At 71.7% G+C, this 18,937-nt stretch carries 15 protein-coding genes; 9 read left to right on the top strand and 6 right to left on the bottom strand.

Annotation, left to right across the window (positions count from 1 at the left end):
• Window positions 1–2 precede the first annotated feature (2 nt).
• The 6 genes from ACFYX3_RS08775 to ACFYX3_RS08750 all read left to right on the top strand — a co-directional run bounded on the left by ACFYX3_RS08775 (window position 3) and on the right by ACFYX3_RS08750 (window position 9,547).
• Complete coding sequence (locus ACFYX3_RS08775; RefSeq protein ID WP_376586564.1) at window positions 3–848, top strand: carbohydrate ABC transporter permease; 846 nt, start codon at window positions 3–5, stop codon at window positions 846–848.
• Between the two features lie 94 nt (window positions 849–942).
• Window positions 943–2,907: a glycoside hydrolase family 5 protein gene (locus ACFYX3_RS08770; RefSeq protein ID WP_389009874.1), complete on the top strand. Its 1,965-nt coding sequence runs from the start codon at window positions 943–945 to the stop codon at window positions 2,905–2,907.
• Between the two features lie 38 nt (window positions 2,908–2,945).
• Complete coding sequence (locus ACFYX3_RS08765) at window positions 2,946–4,691, top strand: beta-galactosidase (RefSeq protein ID WP_389009871.1); 1,746 nt, start codon at window positions 2,946–2,948, stop codon at window positions 4,689–4,691.
• A gap of 117 nt (window positions 4,692–4,808) precedes the next feature.
• On the top strand, window positions 4,809–7,850 hold the full coding sequence (locus ACFYX3_RS08760; protein ID WP_389009868.1) for an alpha-mannosidase: 3,042 nt from the start codon (window positions 4,809–4,811) through the stop codon (window positions 7,848–7,850).
• Between the two features lie 27 nt (window positions 7,851–7,877).
• Window positions 7,878–8,555: an HAD family hydrolase gene (locus tag ACFYX3_RS08755; protein ID WP_389009865.1), complete on the top strand. Its 678-nt coding sequence runs from the start codon at window positions 7,878–7,880 to the stop codon at window positions 8,553–8,555.
• Window positions 8,556–8,812: 257 nt separating this feature from the next.
• Window positions 8,813–9,547, top strand: a complete 735-nt coding sequence (locus tag ACFYX3_RS08750; protein ID WP_389009862.1) for a dienelactone hydrolase family protein — start codon at window positions 8,813–8,815, stop codon at window positions 9,545–9,547.
• Between the two features lie 86 nt (window positions 9,548–9,633).
• Here the strand turns inward: ACFYX3_RS08750 and ACFYX3_RS08745 are convergent, their stop codons facing one another.
• Window positions 9,634–10,245, bottom strand: coding sequence for a hypothetical protein (locus ACFYX3_RS08745; protein ID WP_389009859.1), 612 nt, complete (start codon window positions 10,243–10,245; stop codon window positions 9,634–9,636).
• A 115-nt stretch (window positions 10,246–10,360) separates the two neighbouring features.
• Window positions 10,361–11,449, bottom strand: a complete 1,089-nt coding sequence (locus ACFYX3_RS08740) for a hypothetical protein (RefSeq protein WP_389009856.1) — start codon at window positions 11,447–11,449, stop codon at window positions 10,361–10,363.
• Between the two features lie 457 nt (window positions 11,450–11,906).
• On the opposite strand from ACFYX3_RS08740, the gene ACFYX3_RS08735 reads away from it, so the two are divergent.
• A complete protein-coding gene (locus ACFYX3_RS08735; RefSeq protein WP_382653317.1) occupies window positions 11,907–12,326 on the top strand; it encodes a molybdopterin-binding protein in 420 nt (139 codons plus the stop codon).
• 70 nt (window positions 12,327–12,396) lie between these two features.
• Here the strand turns inward: ACFYX3_RS08735 and ACFYX3_RS08730 are convergent, their stop codons facing one another.
• From ACFYX3_RS08730 to ACFYX3_RS08720, 3 genes are all read right to left on the bottom strand, one after another.
• Window positions 12,397–14,340: an ABC transporter permease gene (locus ACFYX3_RS08730; RefSeq protein ID WP_389009852.1), complete on the bottom strand. Its 1,944-nt coding sequence runs from the start codon at window positions 14,338–14,340 to the stop codon at window positions 12,397–12,399.
• A gap of 91 nt (window positions 14,341–14,431) precedes the next feature.
• Window positions 14,432–15,244 (bottom strand): molybdate ABC transporter substrate-binding protein, encoded by an 813-nt coding sequence (gene modA / locus ACFYX3_RS08725; protein ID WP_389009850.1) that lies wholly within the window; start codon window positions 15,242–15,244, stop codon window positions 14,432–14,434.
• Between the two features lie 110 nt (window positions 15,245–15,354).
• The gene (locus ACFYX3_RS08720) at window positions 15,355–15,744 is read right to left on the bottom strand and encodes a molybdopterin-binding protein (protein ID WP_389009847.1); all 390 of its coding nucleotides are present in this window, start codon (window positions 15,742–15,744) and stop codon (window positions 15,355–15,357) included.
• A gap of 278 nt (window positions 15,745–16,022) precedes the next feature.
• Between ACFYX3_RS08720 and ACFYX3_RS08715 the strand changes: the two genes are divergently transcribed.
• Both ACFYX3_RS08715 and ACFYX3_RS08710 read left to right on the top strand, forming a co-directional pair.
• Window positions 16,023–16,205 carry a CsbD family protein gene (locus ACFYX3_RS08715; RefSeq protein ID WP_389009844.1) on the top strand — a complete coding sequence of 61 codons (183 nt, stop codon included), beginning with the start codon at window positions 16,023–16,025 and terminating at the stop codon, window positions 16,203–16,205.
• Window positions 16,206–16,251: 46 nt separating this feature from the next.
• Window positions 16,252–17,025 carry a CPBP family intramembrane glutamic endopeptidase gene (locus ACFYX3_RS08710; RefSeq protein WP_389009841.1) on the top strand — a complete coding sequence of 258 codons (774 nt, stop codon included), beginning with the start codon at window positions 16,252–16,254 and terminating at the stop codon, window positions 17,023–17,025.
• A gap of 19 nt (window positions 17,026–17,044) precedes the next feature.
• Here ACFYX3_RS08710 and ACFYX3_RS08705 read toward each other — a convergent pair whose 3' ends face one another.
• Complete coding sequence (locus ACFYX3_RS08705; protein WP_389009838.1) at window positions 17,045–18,835, bottom strand: alpha/beta hydrolase; 1,791 nt, start codon at window positions 18,833–18,835, stop codon at window positions 17,045–17,047.
• Window positions 18,836–18,937: the final 102 nt, after the last annotated feature.

Genomic DNA, 18,937 nt, shown 5'->3' with positions numbered 1-18,937 from the left:
GCATGACCACCCTGCCCGGACTGACCCGCGCCGCGCGCCTCGGCGCCCGCGGCCTGCTCGTCGGCCTGCTCACCGCGGCCTTCCTCGCGCCCTTCTACCTGATGCTCCGCAACTCCCTCATGGACTCCCGGAGCCTGACGTCGCCCGAGTGGACGTGGTGGCCCTCGACGATGCACTTCGAGAACTTCACCGCCCTCTTCGACGACCCCGCCGTCTCCATGGGCCCCGCCCTCGGCAACTCGCTGCTCATCGCCGCGGTCACCGCGCCCGTGTCCACGCTCCTCGCCTCCGCCGCCGGCTACGCCCTCGCCAGGATCCCGGTCCCGGGACGCGGGGTGGTGCTCGCCCTGGTGGTGGCCACCCTGATGATCCCCGGCTCGGTCACCTTCGTGCCGACGTTCGTCGTGGTCGGCTCCATGGGCGGCGTCAACACCCTCTGGGGCATCGTCGTGCCCGGCCTCTTCAATCCGTTCGCGGTGCTGCTGTTCCGCAATTTCTACCTGCAGTTCCCGAGCGAGATCGAGGACGCCGGACGACTCGACGGCCTCGGCTGGCTGGGCCTGTACGGCCGGATCGCCCTGCCGAGCTCCGGAGCGATGCTGGCCTCGCTCGGCGCGCTCTCCTTCATCGACAGCTGGAACTCCTTCCTGTGGCCGCTGGTCATCGGCCAGGACCCGTCCGCCTGGACCGCGCAGATCGCGCTGTCCACCTTCCTCACCTCGCAGACCATCAACCTGCCCGGCCTGTTCGCCGGCGCCGTGGTCACCATCACGCCCCTGGTCGTCATGTTCCTCGTCGCCCAGCGCTACATCGTCGAAGGCATCGCCACCAGCGGCCTCAAGGGCTGACCGGACACGGTTCGGCCCACCGGACTCCCCGGACCGCGGTCCGGGGCCGCACCACCCCGCACTCCCTCACCCCACTACAACGGAGGGACACCTCATGCGAACCGCCAGAACCGCCCCGACCGCCCGACCGGCCGGGTCCGCCGTACGCGGCCTGCCCGCGCTGCTCGCCACCGCGGCGCTCCTCGCCGCCGCCGTGCCGGGCGCAGCGGCCGCCCCGGAGACCGCCACCGCCCCCGCCCCCGTCGCGGCGACCGCCGATCAGCTCGCCGCCTCGTGGACCGGACCGCTCTCCACCCGGGGCCGCTACGTCGTCGACGCCGGCGGCAACCGCTTCAAGCTGAAGTCCGGCAACTGGGCCGGAGCCCAGGGCACCTGGGAGGGCAGCGGCGACGTCAACGACCCCGCGAACCACCAGGCGGACCAGAAGTCGAACAACATCCCCCTCGGCCTGGACCGCAAGCCGATCGACCAGATCCTCGCCGACTTCCACGCCCTGGGCCTGAACAGCATCCGGCTGCCGTTCGCCAACGCCCTCGTGCACGACACGGCCACCGTCCCCGACGCGGCGGTGGCCGCAAACCCCCAGCTCAAGGGCAAGACCCCGCTCCAGGTCCTCGACGCCGTGATCCAGGCGCTCACCGACGACGGCTTCGCGGTCATCCTCAACAACCACACCACCAGCTACCGCTTCTGCTGCGGCCTCGACGGCAACGAGCGCTGGAACAGCGGCCAGTCCACCCGGCAGTGGATCGACGACTGGGTCTTCCTCGCCAAGCGCTACCGTGACAACAAGCGCGTCGTGGGCGCCGACCTGCGCAACGAGGTCCGCCGCGACACCTGGAACGACGCCAACTGGGGCTGGGGCAACGACTACGACCTGAACAAGGCGCTCGAACAGGCCGGGAACGAGATCCTCCAGGCCGCCCCCGACCTCCTGATCATCATGGAGGGCATCAACTGGCAGGGCATCCCCACCGACCTGACCCCCCACAGCCGCCCGACGCTCACCCCGGTCGCCACCCTCTCCAACACCCTGATCCGCTCCGACAAGCTGGTCTACTCGGCGCACTTCTACGCGTACACCGGCCCCAACCACACCGGCGCCACCGGCACCGGCGAGACCCACGACCCGCGCTACCAGGACCTCACCCCCGAGGAACTCGTCAAGGTCGTCGACGACCAGGCCCTGTTCGTCACCCGGTCGGGACAGCACTTCACCGCCCCCGTGTGGATCAGCGAGTTCGGCGCCTCCGGCCGCGGCGAGCCGAACGCCAAGGAACGCGACTGGTTCCGCCGCTTCACCGACATCCTGGTGAACAACGACACCGACTTCGCCATCTGGCCGCTCGTCGGCTGGACCGACGCGACCGGCAAGCCGCAGGACAACTGGGCCATGGTCAACTACAGCACCGACGGCACCCGGCTCGGCCTCATGGACGCAGGCGACTGGCGCGCCACGGACTGGAACAAGCTCGTCGCCGCGCCCGCCAGGACCGGGCAGATCGCCACGACCCCGCGCTGGAACATGCTCAACCTGGACTACGGCGACTACGACGTCTCCGCCACCATGCTGGCCAAGCCGGACTGGTCACCCGGCAACCGCAAGGGCAACTGCCCCGACACCCAGCGCCTCGTCGGCCTCGGCCGCAGCGACAGCCGCGGCCTGTGCACCGACGCCGGCCAGCCGGCGAAGGGCACCGGAGCCTGGACCGTAGTCACCGACGAGCGGTACGTCACCGGCGGCGACTGGGCGAGCGGCTACAACAAGCTCCAGTGCCCCGACCGCACCTTCGCCGTCGGCTACAGCGTGAACGGCAACTCCATGGCCGCCCTCCTCTGCGCCCCCGCGGCGGCCTCCCTGCCCACCAACGGCCGCGTGCTCTGGTTCGACCACGGCGACAACCGGCCCGCCACCGGCGGCTCGAACGCCAGCGACTGGGCCCCCGGCTACTACAAGGGCCAGTGCGCCGACGGCGAATACCTCGCCGGCGTCGCCTACACCTGGAAGTGGTCCCACTACGGCGTCCCCGACGCGCTGCTCTGCCGCCCGCTCGCCTGATCACCTGCTTCCGCACCCACACCTAGGAGCACCTCGGCATGCCCCGACTGGAGATCGCCGACGACGGATTCCGTCTCGACGACCGGCCGTTCCGCATCATCTCGGGCGGACTGCACTATTTCCGCGTCCACCCGGACCAGTGGGCCGACCGGCTCCACAAGGCACGCCTGCTGGGACTGAACACGGTCGAGACCTACGTCCCCTGGAACCTCCACGCCCCCCAGCCCGGTGCATTCCGGCTGGACGGAGGTCTCGACCTGCCCCGCTTCCTCGATCTCGCGGCCGCGGAGGGCCTGCACGTGCTGCTCCGCCCCGGCCCGTACATCTGCGCCGAATGGGAGGGCGGCGGCCTGCCATCCTGGCTGCTCGCCGAGGACGGCATCGCACTGCGCAGCCGCGACCCCCGCTTCCTGGCGGCCGTCGACGGCTACCTCGCCGCCCTCCTCCCGCCGCTCAAGCCGTACCTCTCCAGTGCCGGGGGGCCGGTCATCGCCGTGCAGCTGGAGAACGAGTACGGCGCGTACGGAGACGACCCCGGCTACCTCGCCGACCTCGCCGGCCTGCTCCGCAGCCACGGCGTCGACGTACCGCTCTTCACCTGCGACCAGCCCACCGACCTCACCCGCGGCGGCCTGGACGGGGTCCTGCGCACCGTGAACTTCGGCAGCCGCGTCGAGGCCGGCCTCGACGCACTGCGCCGCCTCCAGCCGACCGGACCCCTGATGTGCTCGGAGTTCTGGATCGGCTGGTTCGACCGCTGGGGGGCCGCCCACACCACCCGCGACCCCGCCGACGCGGCGGCCGACCTGGACCGGCTGCTCGCCGCCGGGGCCTCCGTCAACATCTACATGTTCCACGGCGGCACCAACTTCGGCCTCACCAGTGGAGCCAACGACAAGGGCACCTACCGCCCCACCGTGACCTCCTACGACTACGACGCCCTCCTCGACGAGGCCGGAGACCCGACCCCCAAGTACGAGGCGTTCCGCGGTGTCATCGCCCGGCACTCCCCCGTCCCGGACGAGCCGGTCCCGACGCCCGGCCCGAAACTCGCCCCGACCGTCGTCGAGCTCGACGCGTCCGCCACCCTGTTCGACCAGACAAGCCTGTTCGGGCGGCCCGTCCGCGCCGGCCGGCCGCTGACCATGGAACAGCTCGGCCAGTCGTTCGGGTTCGTGCTGTACGAGACGGAGCTGCCCACCGCCGGGGCGACCGAGCTGCGGGTGGGGGAGGTACGCGACCGGGCCCAGGTCTTCGTCGACGGGCAGCCCGTCGGCGTACTGGAACGGGAGAACCACGAGCACGCCCTCGCCTTCCGCACGCCCAGGAGCGGCGCCCGCCTCACGGTGTTGGTGGAGAACCAGGGCCGGGTCAACTACGGGACCGGCATCCACGACCGCAAGGGCCTGCTCGGCCGGGTCACCGTCAACGGCGAGGACCTCGCCGACTGGAGCAGCAGCCCGCTGCCGCTCGACAGCATCGACGACCTCGCCGTCGCCCCCGCCGGGCCTCTGGTCGGACCGGCCTTCCACCGAGGCTCCTTCGAACTCGCCCGGCCCGCCGACGGCTACCTCGCGCTGGACGGCTGGACCAAGGGACATGCTTGGGTCAACGGGTTCCCGCTCGGCCGGTACTGGTCCCGGGGCCCCCAGACCACCCTGTACGTCCCCGCGCCGGCCCTGCGTCCCGGCCGCAACGACATCACCGTCCTCGAACTCCATGCCACCACCACCCGAACGGTCGAACTGCGCGACCGGCCCGACCTGGGACCCGCAGAGGACTGACACCGGTCCCGTACCGTCCGGCCGAACACCGCCCGGCGCCGAAAGCCGTCCGTCACCGTCACCGGCACTGCCCGTCACCGACACCCGCCCGTCATCGACACCCGCGCGGAGAGCCCCATGCACAGCAAGCAACGCCTCGTCGAGCAGCGCCTGAAGCGGGTGCTCAAGGAACGGATCCGGCCCGCCGTACATGCCCGGACCGTCCCGCTCCACGTCGAGATCTGGGACGTCCCCGGCGAGCCGGTGCCGGTCGCCGCCGGTCTGGCGGCGCCGTACCGCCCGGTCCAGGTCGGACACCGCTGGGGACCGCCCTGGTCGACGAGCTGGTTCAGGATCACCGGCCGGATCCCCGAGGAGTGGGCCGGACAGCGCGTCGAAGCCGTCCTCGACCTCGGTTTCGACGTCACCGGCGCCGGCTTCTCCACCGAGGGCCTGGTGTACCGGCCCGACGGCACCGTCCTGAAGGCGCTCAACCCCCGCAACAGCTGGATCCCGGTCGCCGACCCGGTCCGAGGGGGAGAGGAGGTCACCTACACCATCGAGGCCGCCGCCAACCCGGCCCTCTGCGACAGCCACGAGCCGACCCCCCTCGGCGGCGTGCCCGCCTGGATCACCGGAGGCGGCGACGCCGGCGACCCCCTGTACCGGCTGCTCCGCGCGGACCTCGCCGTCTTCGACACCCAGGTCTGGGAACTCGCCCAGGACCTGGACGTCCTCGGCGGGCTGATGCACGCCCTCCCCGAAGCCGACCCCCGCCGCTGGCAACTCCTCCAGACGATCGAACGGGCCCTGGACGCCGTCGACCTCCAGGACGTCTCCGGCTCTGCGCCCGCCGCCCGCGAGGTGCTGCGCCCCGCCCTGGAGTCCCCGGCCGCACCCAGCGCCCACCGGGTCTCCGCCGTCGGCCACGCCCACATCGACACGGCCTGGCTGTGGCCGCTGCGCGAGACCGTCCGCAAGGTCGCCAGGACGCTCTCCAACGTCACCCAGCTCATGGACGAGCACCCGGACTTCCGTTTCGCCATGTCCCAGGCCCAGCAACTGGCCTGGCTCAAGGAGCGGCGTCCCGAGGTGTACGCCCGCGTCCAGGAGAAGGCGAAGACCGGTCAGTTCCTGCCGGTCGGCAGCCTCTGGGTGGAACCCGACACCAACATCACCGGAGGTGAGGCGTTCGCCCGGCAGCTCATCCACGGCAAGCGCTTCTACCTCGACGAGTTCGGCGTCGAGACGAAGGAGATGTGGCTGCCCGACACCTTCGGCTACAACGCGGCCATGCCGCAGCTGATGAAGCTGGCCGGCGTGCGCTGGTTCCTCACCCAGAAGATCTCCTGGAACACCACCAACAAGTTCCCCCACCACACCTTCCGCTGGGAGGGGCTCGACGGCACCAGGATCTTCAGCCACTTCCCGCCCGTCGACACGTACAACGCCGAGATCACCGGCGCCGAACTCGCCCACGCCGTGAGCAACTTCCAGGACAAGGGAGCGGCCAACAGCTCACTCCTGCCCTTCGGCTACGGCGACGGCGGAGGAGGCCCCACCCGCGAGATGCTGGGACGCGCGGCGCGCCTGGGCGACCTGGAGGGCTCGCCCCGGGTGGTCGTCGAGCGGCCCGCGGACTTCTTCGCGCGCGCCGAGGCCGAGTACCCCGACGCCCCCGTGTGGGTCGGCGAGCTCTACCTGGAGTTCCACCGCGGCACGCTCACCAGCCAGCTGCGCACCAAGCAGGGCAACCGGCGCAGTGAGCACCTGCTGCGCGAGGCCGAACTCTGGTCGGCCACCGCGGCCGTCCGCACGGGCTTCCCCTACCCGTACGAGGAGCTCGACCGGCTCTGGAAGACCGTCCTCCTGCACCAGTTCCACGACATCCTGCCCGGTTCCTCCATCGCCTGGGTGCACCGCGAGGCCGAGCGGACGTACGCCGAGGTCCTGGCCGAACTGGAGGGGATCGTCGCCTCGGCGCAGCGCGCGCTGGCCGGCGAGGGCGACCGGACCGTCGTCTTCAACGCCTCCCCGTACGCCCGCGGCGGCCTTCCCGCGCTCGGCGCGGCCGTCCGTACCGCATCCGCCGATCCGACGGTCGTGCCGGTGCCGTCCGGCGACGGCTTCACCCTCGACAACGGGCTCGTACGGATCGGGATCGACGCCCGCGGCCTGGTCGTCTCGGCGGTCGACCTGGAGACCGGCCGTGAGGCCCTCGCCCCCGGCGCGGCGGCCAACCTGCTCCAGCTGCACCAGGACTTCCCCAACCAGTACGACGCCTGGGACATCGAGGAGTTCTACCGCAACACCGTCCGCGACCTCACCGGCGCCGACGAGGTGTGCGCCGAGCCCGGCGGTGTCCGGGTCGTCCGGACGTTCGGCGACTCCCGGACCGAGCAGCTCCTCTCGCTGCGCGAGGGCTCCCGGCGGCTCGACGTCGACACCGAGATCGACTGGCACGAGAAGGAGAAGCTCCTCAAGGCCGCCTTCCCCCTGGACGTGCGCGCCGATCACTCCACGGCGGAGATCCCCTTCGGTCATGTGAAGCGCCCCACCCACACCAACACCAGCTGGGACGCCGCCAAGTTCGAGATCTGTGCCCACCGCTTCCTGCACGTCGGCGAGAACGACTGGGGCGCCGCCCTCGTCAACGACTCCACCTACGGCCATGACGTCACCCGCGACGTCCGCCCCGACGGCGGCACCACCACCACCGTCCGTCTCACGCTGCTCCGCGCACCCCGTTTCCCCGACCCGGACGCCGACCAGGGCCGGCACCGGCTGCGGTACGGCTTCGTGATCGGGGCCGACGTCGCGGCCGCCGTGCGCGAGGGCTACGAGGTCAACCTGCCCGAGCGGGCCGTCCCCGGCGCGGCGGCGGTGACACCGCTGGTCGCCACCGACGACGACGCCGTCGTCGTCGAGGCGGTCAAGCTCGCCGACGACGGTTCCGGCGACGTCGTGGTCCGCCTGTACGAAGCCCACGGCGGACGCGCCCGGACCACACTGTCCCTCGCCCTCCCCTGGGAGACCGTGACCGAGACGGACCTCCTGGAACGCCCCGTGGACGGCGCCGTGCCCGTCCGCCCGGACACCCCGAAGGACAGGGGACCGCACCTCACCCTCCGCCCCTTCGAGATCCGCACGCTGCGGATCGCGCGCCGATCCGACAGCTGAGGACGTCACCAGCCACCGGGAGCTTCCTTGGACACCGCACTGCAAGCCGTCCTCTTCGACATGGACGGCACACTCGTCGACACCGAGCGGCTCTGGCTGCGGGTGGTCGAGGAGGAGGCCCTCGGGCTGGGAATCGCCCTCACGGACGAGGACCTCGCCTTCGTCCTCGGTCGGGCGATCGACGACGGCGCCGCCCACCTCGCCGCCCGGTCCGCCGGGCGGGCCGATCAGGCCCGGCTCGGCGAGTCCCTCGAACGGCGCTTCACGGAACGCGTACGCCGGGAGGTCGTCCCCATGCCGGGGGCCGTGGAGCTCCTGACGGCCCTCGGCGCCGCGGGGGTCCCGACCGCCCTGGTCTCCGCCTCGCCGCGACCGGTCGTGGACACCGTCCTCGACGCCCTCGGACGGCGGTGGTTCACCACCTCGGTCGCCGAGGGCGAGACCCCGCGCACGAAGCCGTTCCCCGACCCCTACCGGGCGGCCCTGACCGCGCTCGGCGTCTCCCCGGCGGCCTGCGTCGCCGTGGAGGACACCCCGACCGGCATCGCGTCGGCGGAGGCAGCCGGCTGCACGGTCCTGGCGATCCCTTCGCACACCCCCATCGCCCCCGCCCCGCGCCGGACGGTCGCGCGCAGCCTCCTGGACGTGGACCTCGCCCTGCTGCGGCGTCTGGTCGGCGACCTCGGCCACGACTCCGCCCTGTAGCGGACCGGCGTAACGCGCCCGGGGCCGGCCCCTGTTCCGGAGCACACCGCGTACGACGCGTCGGCGGGCTAGGATGCTCGATCATGATGACCGGGACGGCCTCGCGCCACACACGGATCGGCGACCCGGCGCTGCTCTGAGCGCCGTACGGGCCGGAGCCGGCCCGCTGTGCGAGCGGGGGCCCGGCGCTGCCGCGCGAGGTCCGCCTCTGTCGTGTTGATCGCAGATTCGACGCATCGACCACGACAGGAGGATTCATGCCCATCAAGACGCTGCAGATTCCCACCGCGGACGGCAAGGCCGACGCGTTCGCCGCCTTTCCCGACCACGGTGAACGGCACCCCGGGGTGCTGATGTACGCGGACGGCTTCGGCATCCGGCCCGTACTGCGGGACATGGCCGACGAGTTGGCGAGCCACGGGTACTACGTACTCGTCCCCAACCTCTTCTACCGGCACGGCCCGGCACCGGTGGTCGAGCTTCCCGAGCACATCGGGGAGGAGGAGCGGCCCGCGGTCTTCGCCCGGCTGATGCCCCTGATCGAGGCGCACACCGCCGCACGCGCCCTGAGCGATGCCGATGCCTACCTCCGGTTCCTCACCGCGCAGCCCGAGGTCGGAGCCGGACCGGTCGCGGTGACCGGCTACTGCTTCGGCGGCCTCCTGGCGATGCGTACCGCCGCGGCCCACCCCGATCAGGTGGCCGCCGTCGCCGCGTTCCACGGCCCCGTGGGCGCCGACGGGCCCGACCTCTTCTCCGAGGTGACGGCCCGGGTCCATCTCGGACATGCCGAGGGCGACCTGACACCCGAGGCACTCGGCGAGCTCAACCGGGCCCTGGACGCCGCAGGCGTCGACCACACCTCGGAGATCTACCCCGGCACCGTCCACGGTTTCACCATGTCCGACACCGACGCCTTCAGCGCCTCCGGGCTGAAGCGTCACTGGGACCGCCTGCTTCCCCTCCTGGAGCACATCCGGGCCGACGGCTGAGGCTCCGGCCCGGCCGTGCCACCCGGCACCGGGGACGCCGGAACACCCGGCCGGAGCCTGGGCTCCGGCCGGGTGTACGGAGGTCGTCAGACGCTCCAGATCTCCTTCATCGTGTCCACTTCGCCCTTGGCGTTCAGCGTGATCTCGTAGACGTTGCCGAAGCAGCCGTAGGGCGCCTCCACCTTGGGGTAGTCGTCGGTGGGAGCCCCGATCTCCTCGGCGAGGCAGCGGTCGACGTGCAGCGCCAGCTGCTCGTGGTCGACCTGCTTCCACTGACCGGGGCCGGCGGCCAGGGCCAGGAACGCCTTGACACCCTTGGGGAGGACGTAGTGCTTGGTCGGGTCGCCCTTGTCGGCGCCGTAGATCCAGTCGTTCGGCGTGCAGTGCGGCTTGGCCTCCGCGGCCTCGAAGCCGCCGGCGTCACGCATCAGCTCGACCTTCACCTTCAGGATGCCCGCAGGCAGGGTCGGCGGCTTGCCGCAGTCGCCGCCCTTTCCGTCGCCGTCGACGTCATCTGCCGGGCTGTCTCCGGCCTCGCCGGAGTCCGAGGTCTTGGACGGCGAGGCCGACGGCGAGGCGCTGCTGCCCGAACCTCCGGTCACGCCCTCGGCGGTGGGGTCCTCCGGCCCGCAGGCGGCGACGCCGCTCAGGGCGGCGAGGAGCGCAATCGCGCTGAGAACACGGCGAGTTGAGGTCATTCTTCCATTCCCCCGAATGAGAGTGCTCAGTGACGTGATCATGATTGATCGACGGAGCTTTCTACACCACGGAGTTGTTGAAAAGCCAATTGGCGATGCGAGGGCCGGGGCGTTCCTACCGCTTGTGCCCGTGCTGAACGTCCAGGCAGAGCGCCCAGACGTCCGAGTAGCTGCCCTGTGAGGGCGAACCCCCGCTGTGGGTGGCCGCCGTCCAGTACGACGGATTGGCGCTCCCGTCGCCGACCGGGGTGCCGGCGGCGTCGCTGGGGAAGCTGCCGTTGAGGTGGTCACCGTGCGAACCCGGACCGGTGAAGTCGGTGGTGGTCACGCTGCCCCCGCTGATCGCGGCACCGCCGCTGACCAGGTTCCCGTCGCCCTGCCCACAGCCCACGGTCGCCGTCTGGCCGGTGCTCCCGGTGGTCGGGCCGCTGACCTCGGCGTAGCGGACCTTCACCGTGGTGCCGCCGACGTCGATGCCGCCACCGCTGCAGATCGCGTACGCGTACGTGTAGTCGGCACCGTTGGCGCCGGAGTCCCACCCGACCGCCGACCAGGAGTCGGGGTTGGTCTTCCCGTTCGCCGCGGCCTTCGCGCCGAAGGAGTGCGCCGAGTCGTTGAAGGTGGGGAAGCTCGCGATCGTCTTGAAGCCGCCCGTGTTGCCCGGAGTGGTACGGGCGCCGCCGCCGAGGAGGCGGGTGTTGGCCGGGCAGGTCGCGGTGACGCGGCCCACGGTCGCCCCGGCGGTGGGGGTGTTGGCCTTGTTCATGACGACCTGGGTGTGGTTGATCAGGTTGCTGGTGAAGCACACGGCGTAAGGCGTGGTGGAGAAGGAGGCGTTGACCTGGCCCCCGCTCCCGCCGATGCCGAGCCAGTGCGTCACGTCGGTGCCGACGACACCGGTGGAGCCGGTGTACTCGGTGGTGCTGTCGGAGCTGGGCGAAGTGCCGTTGACGTGGTTGCCGTTCGCGCCGGCGCCGGTGCCGACGGCCTGGTTGATCCCACCGCCGGAGACGAGACCGCCGGCGCAGTCCGCGTGGGTCGACATCTCGGAGTCGGCGGAGGCGGGGCCGCCGGTGGCCCCGGGGGTCTTCACCGTCACGCTCACGGTGTTGGCGTAGGCGGTGCCCGGCACGGCCAGGGTCAGCACCGCGCCGAGGACCAGCACCCTGCTCGGAGCAAGGCGCAGCGACGTGTTTCCTGTCATCGGATCCCATCTCTCTGATGGTCGACACGGACGGTGACCGGGGCTCGAAGGGGCGGTTCGAGCGCAGTCCCGTGAAGAAGGACCCCCTGCGTGCCGAACACCGCGCACGGCACGCAGGGACCTCCTGGCCGGCAGTTCCGTCGCGGCGAGAGCCACTCCTCCGCGACGGGGCCGGTGGGAGTCAGTCAAGCAGTGGAGGAACCGCCGGGGCGATTGGATCCGGACACAGAAATATCCGGCCGAGGACACCCTGAGTGCAGTGGATCACCCAAGAGGTGATCGGGCATCAATGGCGCACATCTGCAAGGTGAGTGGGCGTTGGTCTCTTGCTGGTGCGGTTCACGTCGACCGACGCGTCTCTCGCGCCTCGGTGCGGATCCGCGACGGGCGGGCTCTTTCCCGAGGCGCGAGGATGGAAGTGACGACCGCTCGTTTCCGGCTTTGCGAGGCGTTCTCCATGACCCTGTCCATCCGTAACCAGCTCCCCGGCACCGTCACCGCCGTCACCACGGGCGAGGCCATGGCGTCCGTGAAGGTGCGCCTGGCAGGCGGTCAGGACGTCACCGCCGCGATCACCGCCGACGCCGTCAAGGACCTCGCGCTGGCCGAGGGTTCCGCGGTCAGGGCCCTCGTGAAGTCCACCGAGGTCGCCCTCGCGACCGGCCCGGTCGAGGGCATCTCGATCCGCAACCAGCTCGCGGGCTCCGTCACCGAGGTCTCGACCGGCGGTGCCATGGCGTCCGTGAAGGTCTCCGTCGAGGGCGGGGAACTGACCGCCGCCATCACCAAGGACGCCGTCGAGGACCTCGGCCTCAGCCCCGGCACCGCCGTCGTCGCCCTGATCAAGTCGACCGAGATCTCCGTAGCCGCCGCCTGACCGGGAACTCCGTCATGCACGAGGGCCGTGCTCCGTCCGGAGCACGGCCCTCGACTTCGTCTCCGGCCGATCAGACGGCCACGACCGTGGCCTCGGTCGCCTTGACGCTGGTCCAGACGGACACCCCGTCGGCGAGGCCGAGTTCGGCGGCGGCCTGCGGGGTGATCTCGGCGACGAGGTCGGGCGCCTTCTCGGAGGTGATCAGGACGCGCAGCCGGCTGCCGCTCGCGGTGATCTCGCGTACGGTGCCGGGCCAGACGTTACGGGGGCTGCCGCCCGGCTTCTCGCGGTGGATCGACACCGCCTCGGGCGCGACGATCGCGAGCGCCGCGGTGCCCACCGCCGGCGGATCGGTCGCGACCAGGACACCGCCGGCGTCGAGCGCGAGGCCCTCCGCGGTGGCGGTGCCCGGCCAGGCGTTGCGGCCCAGCATCCGGGCCACCCACGGCGAGCGGGGATGACGCGTGACCTCGGCGGGGCTGTCGTCCTGGAGCGCGCGGCCCTCGTCGAGGACGAGGACGCGGTCGGCGAGCGAGACGGCCTCGACGGGGTCGTGCGTCACGATGAGGCAGACGCCGCCGAAGCTCGCGAGATGGGTGCGCAGGGTGTGGCGTACGTGGGCCCGGGTGGTCTGGTCGAGCGCGGCGAGCGGTTCGTCGAGGACGAGCAGCCGGGGGCGGGCGGCGAGCGCGCGGGCCAGGGCGACCCGCTGGGCCTGTCCGCCGGAGAGCTGGCCGGGGCGGCGGTGGGCGAGGCGGCCGACCCCGAGGCGGTCGAGCCAGGCCTGGGCTTCCCGCCGTGCCTCCGTACGGGCGACGCCTTGGGCGCGCAGACCGTACGCGGTGTTCGCGAGGGCCGTCAGGTGCGGGAAGAGGGCGCCGTCCTGCGGTACCCAGGCGACCCGCCGGCGGTGCGGGGGCAGGGTGGTGACGTCGGTGCCGCCGAGGGCGAGGTCGGCGTGGGCGCGGGGGGTGAGGCCGAGGAGGGCCCGCAGCAGGGTGGTCTTGCCGGCGCCGTTGGGGCCGACGACGGCGATGGTGGTGCCGGGCTCGGCGTCGAGAGTGAGCCGGGTGAAGCCCGTGACCTCGGCCCGGAGCGCCCAGCGTCCGCCGGAGGGCGTGGGCGGAAGGGCCCGGGTGACGTCGGCCGTCGGCTCCGCGGAGACCGGGTCCGCAGCGGTCTCGCGTCCGGCGCGGCGCTCGCGGTCGGCCGGTGTGCCCGTCCACCGTCCCCGCAGGGCGATGAGCACGGCCATGGCGATGGCGAGCAGCAGCAGGGACACGGAGGTCGCGGCTTCGGGATCGTCCTGGAGCAGCAGGTAGACCTGGAGCGGGAGGGTCTGGGTGGTGCCGGGCAGGTTGCCGGCGAAGGTGATGGTGGCACCGAACTCGCCGAGCGCGCGCGCCCAGGTGAGGGCCGCGCCGGCGACGACTCCGGGCGCCACCATGGGCAGGGTGACCGTGAAGAAGACCCGGACCGGTGAGGCGCCGAGGGAGGCCGCGGTCTCCTCGTAACGGAGACGCAGTCCGCCGAGCGCTCCTTCCAGGCTGATGACGAGGAAGGGCATGGCCACGAAGGTCGCGGCGAGCACGGCGCCGGAGGTGTGGAACGGCAGCGTGATGCCGAAGGTGCCCTCCAGCCACGGTCCGAGGAGCCCGCGCCGCCCGAAGGCCAGCAGCAGGGCGACGCCGCCGACGGTGGGCGGCAGCACCATGGGCAGCAGGACGAGCGAGCGGACGAACGCCTTGCCGCGGAACGGAACCCGGGCCAGCAGCCACGCCAGCGGTACGCCGAGCAGCAGCGAGAGCCCGAGCGCCCAGAAGGAGACCAGGAGCGAGAGCTTCAGCGCCTGGACGGTGCCCGGCGAGCTCAGGTGGTCCGCGAGTGCGCTCCACTCGGTCCGTACCAGGATGCCGACCAGGGGCAGGGCCAGGAAGGCCACGGCCGCCAGCGCGGGCAGTACCAGGGTGAGGGGCGGACGCGTGCCGGACGTGGGTGCGCCTGATCGTTTCATCGATGATCCCGAAGACATGAGGAGAAGAAGCGGAGGGCTGCCCGTCCCCCCGTGACGGGCAGCCCTCCGCGGTCTGGGCGACCCCGGTCGGTTACGGCTTCTGGAAGCCCGCGTCCTGGAGGATCTTCTGGCCCTCGGGCGAGGACAGCCAGGCGACGAACGCGGCGGCGGCCCCGGCGTTCTTCGAGTCCTTCAGCGTGGCGGCCGGGTACGAGGCCACGGCGTTCTGCGCGTCCGGGATCTCGACGGCGTCGACCTCGTCCTCGGCGCTCTCGGCGTCGGTCTTGTAGACGAGTCCGGCGTCGGCCTCGCCGAGCTCGACCTTGCTGAGCACCGCGCGGACGTTGGGCTCCTGGGAGACCGGCTTCACGGTGATCTTCTGGGCGTCGAGGATCTTCTTGCTGTACTTGCCGGCCGGTACCTCGGGGGCGGCGAGGACGACCTTGAGCTTGGTGTCCGCGAGGTCCTTCAGCTCGTCGACCTTGAAGGGGTTGCCCTTGCCGGTGGCGATGACGAGCCGGTTCTTCGCGATGATCGCCGGGGTGCTCGTCTCGGCCTTCACCTTGTCCATGCTCTTGGTGTCGGCGGTGACCAGGACGTCGGCGGGGGAGCCCTGCTGGACCTGGGCGACGAGCTCCTGCGAGCCGGCGAAGGAGAAGGTGAGCTTCGTGCCGGGGTGGGACTTCTCGTACGCGGCGCCGGCCGTCTTGAAGACGTCCGTCAGGGACGCGGCGGCGAGGACGGTGAGGTCCGCCTCCGGCGCGGCGCTCGCCGAGCCGGAGGCGGTGGAGCCACTGGTGCCCTTGTCGGTGTCGTCGTTCGACGAGCAGGCCGCGAGCGGGACGAGCAGGGCGGCGGTGAGCGCGGCAGCGGCGGCACGGCGTCTGGTGACGGTGAAGGTCATGAGGCTCGGAGCTCCTTGGGAACGGAAGAACGGAAGGTGCGGAAGCACGAAAGACGTGGAGCGAGGCCGACCGCGCCGACGGTCGAGATCTCCTGGTACTGCGTGAGGGGTCAGGTGCGGTCGATGTGCACGCTGGTCGACTTCACGCGGGCGGTGGCCTGCATGCCGACTTCCAGTCCCAGTTCCTCCACGGCCTCACGGGTGAGGAGGGAGACGAGGCGGTGCGGTCCGGCCTGGATGGTGACCTGGGCCGCGATGTCACCGAGCTTGATCGCCGTGACGATGCCCGGGAACGCGTTGCGCGCCGACGTGTACGACGCGTCCTCGTCGTCGCCCTGCGCGATCTCCGCGGAGAACGCGGCCAGCGACTTGCCGTCGATCACTCGACGACCGCTCTCGTCGCGGTGGGTCGCCACCCGGCCCGCGTCCGCCCAGCGCCGCGCGGTGTCCGGGCTCACGCCCAGAAGCCGTGCGGCCTGCCCGATGGTGTAGGACTGCATATGCGACACCGTAGGGCCCGATCTTGCTCATCTGCAACAAAGTCGTCGGAGTCTCCATGGCGAATGCGAGGGTGCTTGGAGGAACGGACGAGCGGGCCCGCCCGGCAGTCTCACCCTTCGGACGAAGGGGCTCCGGGCAACGGCACCACGGCGAGCCATGCCGCCCGGACGTCCACCCGGCGCCCTGGGAAGCCCGTGCCGGGCGCCTCGACGAGCACGGCGGGGCGCCCGAACCTAACGTGGAGGGTGGTGACCGACGCGACGGAGGGACACCGGGAATGGGCGACACCGTGGACAAGGCCAAGGGAAGGCTCAAGGAGATCGCCGGAAAGATCACCGGCCACGAGCGCCTCGAGGCCGAGGGCAGGACGGACCAGATGAAGGTCAAGATCCGGGAGAAGGCGGCGAGCGTTCGCCGCCGGGCCGAAGGCATCAGGGACTCGCTCAAACGAGACCACTGACCCGATGGAGGGACGAGACGACCCCAAGGCCACAGCCGAGGACGGTATGACTCCGGAGCCCTCCCGCGATCCGGACGACCCCGAGCACCGCACCGCGGAGGACCGGGCACGAAGCCGGTGGTCCGGGTCGCTCGGCACCTGGCCGGCCGTCGGCCTCGTGGTCGTCGTTCTCGTCGCCGCCAATCTCCTGCTGCACGGCCTGACCGGACCGCTGCGCCTGGCGACGGCCGTCGCGGTCAGCGCGTCGCTGCTCGGGGTGCTCCGCTGGGCGGGAGGCACCCTGGCGGACGCGGGGCTGGCGCCCGGGACCCTGGCCCGCGGCGCGAAGTGGGGGCTGGCCCTCGTCGGACTCGTCGGACTCGTCTACGCCGTCGGAGCGCTGCTGCCGGACACGCGGTCGCTGTTCGAGGACCGGCGGTACGAAGGGATGACGGGGAGTGAGCTGGCGGCGCGCGTTCTCGTGGTCGTCCCCGTCGGCACCGTCCTGGTGGAGGAGATCGCCTTCCGCGGGGTGCTCTACGGGCTGGTGTGCCGGGCCCGGGGGCCCGTCTGGGCGACGACCGTGTCGAGTCTGCTGTTCGGCCTGTGGCACATCCTGCCGTCCCTGGGCCTCGCGACCGCGAAGCCCGCGCTGACCACGGTCGTCGGAGACAGCGCATTCGGCTCCGTGCTCGCGATCACGGGCGCGGTGCTGTTCACGGCTGCGGCGGGCGTCCTGCTCTGCGAGCTGCGTCGCCGCAGCGGCAGCGTGCTGGCGCCCATGGGCCTGCACTGGGCGGTCAACGCGCTCGGCTACGTCGCCGGGTTCCTGCTCCGCTGACTTCCCGCCCGTACGGGGCTCAGTGATCGGGGTGGATGATGTCCCTCAACCGGTCCAGGTCCTGGGACGTGAAGCCCGACGGCCGCATGACGGTGTTCCAGCCGTCGACGTACGCCGCCTTGTACGTGTGGCCGTGGCCGTCCGGTACGCCCGTGGAGAACGGCAGGTCCGCCGTGACCTGCCAGAAGGTGACGAAGGGGATCCAGAACATCCCTTCCAGCACGTCGCTGCCGGGCGCCTCGCCGATCCAGTCGGGCTCGGAAAGCGCCAGGTCCGGACTCCACCAGACGATCGGGTCGGACGGGTGCATGAGGTACAGCACCCGCGTGCCGTTCCACGGCTTGTCCGGCGGAGTGATCCCGGTGGTCGGGTCGTCGGTGAACCGTACGGTCCGCCCCTCCTTGTAGACGGGCTCGATCTCCGGACTGCCCGCGTCCCGGTGGTCACTGAACTCGCGGAACAGGGTGTTGAAGTTAGGGGGACCGGCGAACAGGGTGCCGGCGGTGCGGTTGCGCAGGTCGTACTCGCCGCTGAAGGCCGCCTCGCCGCCGAAGGACCCCAGGCTCTCGCCGGCGACGAACAGCCGCGGACGCTGGTCCTGGGGCAGCTTGGACCAGACGTCGTAGACCGCGTCGAAGAGCTCCCGGCCGGCCTGGCGCGCCTTGGACTGGTCCACGAGATAGGAGAGCCACGACGGCAGGTACGAGTACTGCATCGCCACGGTGGCGGAGTCGCCGTCGCCGAGGTACTCGAACGAGTCCACGGCGGCGGGGTCGACCCAGCCGCTTCCCGTGGTCGTCATGACCAGCAGGTTCGCGCGCTTGAAACCGCCCGCCCGCTGAAGGTCGGCGACGGCCCGCTCGGCGCGCGCTTCCGTGTCGTCGGCGGTCTGGAGTCCGGCGTAGGCCCGGACGGGCTCCTGGGCCGGGCGGTGGGTGAAGGCGCCGATGTCCCGGGCCGTCGGACCGCTGCCGGCGAAGGCCCGGCCCTGGTAGCCCAGCGTGTCCCACGGCACCAGCGAGCCGGGCCCGCCGGACCGCAGCGTGGACGTGGGCTGATGGACGCCTTCCGGCGTCGTCGTGTCGCGCACCGAGAAGGCCTCGTTGGCCGCGTTCACGAAGCCGGACAGCAGGACCCCGCTGACGACCGACCACGCCAGGCCGGCCACCACGACCCAGCCGACGACCCGGGCCGCGCGCGGCCCGATCCAGCGGCGGAGGATACGGGCGAGCCACCGGTACAGGCGCCGCAGCCCACGGCCCGCGAGCAGGAGGAGCCAGAAGACGAGCGCGGCGATGAAGGGGCAGGCGACGGCGGCGGGGACGTTGTACTCGGTGACCCCCATGAGCCGGCGGATCTCGTGCTGCCAGTACTGGCCGAATCCGAAGGACAGACCGAACAGCGCGATCCCGCAGACGATGAGAACCTGCCACGACCTGCGCGACGCCTGTCGCGCCTCCCGGTCGGCGAACGCGCGCCACACGTAGGCCGCGATCACGCCGAGCCCGTAGCCGATGGCCGCGCTGATGCCGCAGATCAACCCCTGGAGCACACCGCCGCGGGGCAGCAGCGACGGGGTGAAGGAGAGACAGGCGAGGAGCAGCGCGCCCCAGCAGCCGGGGAGCGTGAGCCGCGGCGACCAACGTCGCTTTCCGGCACCCTCGGCGGGTTCGGCACCCTCGGCCGGCTCGGCGCCGGCGGTCGGTTCGGCATCGGCGGTCGACTCGGCACCGTCGGCCGGTTCAGGGCCGTCGGCGTCCTCGGGGTCCGGAGAGCCGTCCGGTGAAGACTTGTGCGCATCAGGAGCCATGGCTGTCCTCCGGGACAAATGATCCCAAGGCCCGACCTGACCTGCCACCTGTGACTCCTCCGTGTGTTCCGAAGGGCCAGGGCCCTGTCCACCGGGCCGACC

It is taken from the genome of Streptomyces sp. NPDC002463 (genome assembly GCF_042889835.1).
In the GTDB taxonomy this organism is placed as follows: Bacteria; Actinomycetota; Actinomycetes; order Streptomycetales; family Streptomycetaceae; genus Streptomyces; species Streptomyces nymphaeiformis.
This window is presented reverse-complemented; position numbering and strand designations above follow the sequence as displayed.

Excerpts from the sequence above, each read along its gene's own strand:
- ACFYX3_RS08715 (WP_389009844.1), top strand. The coding sequence starts at position 16,023 with ATGGGCGACACCGTGGACAAGGCCAAGGGAAGGCTCAAGGAGATCGCC.
- ACFYX3_RS08720 (WP_389009847.1), bottom strand. The coding sequence starts at position 15,744 with ATGCAGTCCTACACCATCGGGCAGGCCGCACGGCTTCTGGGCGTGAGC.
- ACFYX3_RS08735 (WP_382653317.1), top strand. The coding sequence starts at position 11,907 with ATGACCCTGTCCATCCGTAACCAGCTCCCCGGCACCGTCACCGCCGTC.
- ACFYX3_RS08730 (WP_389009852.1), bottom strand. The coding sequence starts at position 14,340 with ATGAAACGATCAGGCGCACCCACGTCCGGCACGCGTCCGCCCCTCACC.
- ACFYX3_RS08775 (WP_376586564.1), top strand. The coding sequence starts at position 3 with ATGACCACCCTGCCCGGACTGACCCGCGCCGCGCGCCTCGGCGCCCGC.
- ACFYX3_RS08745 (WP_389009859.1), bottom strand. The coding sequence starts at position 10,245 with ATGACCTCAACTCGCCGTGTTCTCAGCGCGATTGCGCTCCTCGCCGCC.
- ACFYX3_RS08760 (WP_389009868.1), top strand. The coding sequence starts at position 4,809 with ATGCACAGCAAGCAACGCCTCGTCGAGCAGCGCCTGAAGCGGGTGCTC.
- modA (WP_389009850.1), bottom strand. The coding sequence starts at position 15,244 with ATGACCTTCACCGTCACCAGACGCCGTGCCGCCGCTGCCGCGCTCACC.
- ACFYX3_RS08705 (WP_389009838.1), bottom strand. The coding sequence starts at position 18,835 with ATGGCTCCTGATGCGCACAAGTCTTCACCGGACGGCTCTCCGGACCCC.
- ACFYX3_RS08750 (WP_389009862.1), top strand. The coding sequence starts at position 8,813 with ATGCCCATCAAGACGCTGCAGATTCCCACCGCGGACGGCAAGGCCGAC.
- ACFYX3_RS08710 (WP_389009841.1), top strand. The coding sequence starts at position 16,252 with ATGACTCCGGAGCCCTCCCGCGATCCGGACGACCCCGAGCACCGCACC.
- ACFYX3_RS08765 (WP_389009871.1), top strand. The coding sequence starts at position 2,946 with ATGCCCCGACTGGAGATCGCCGACGACGGATTCCGTCTCGACGACCGG.
- ACFYX3_RS08770 (WP_389009874.1), top strand. The coding sequence starts at position 943 with ATGCGAACCGCCAGAACCGCCCCGACCGCCCGACCGGCCGGGTCCGCC.
- ACFYX3_RS08740 (WP_389009856.1), bottom strand. The coding sequence starts at position 11,449 with ATGACAGGAAACACGTCGCTGCGCCTTGCTCCGAGCAGGGTGCTGGTC.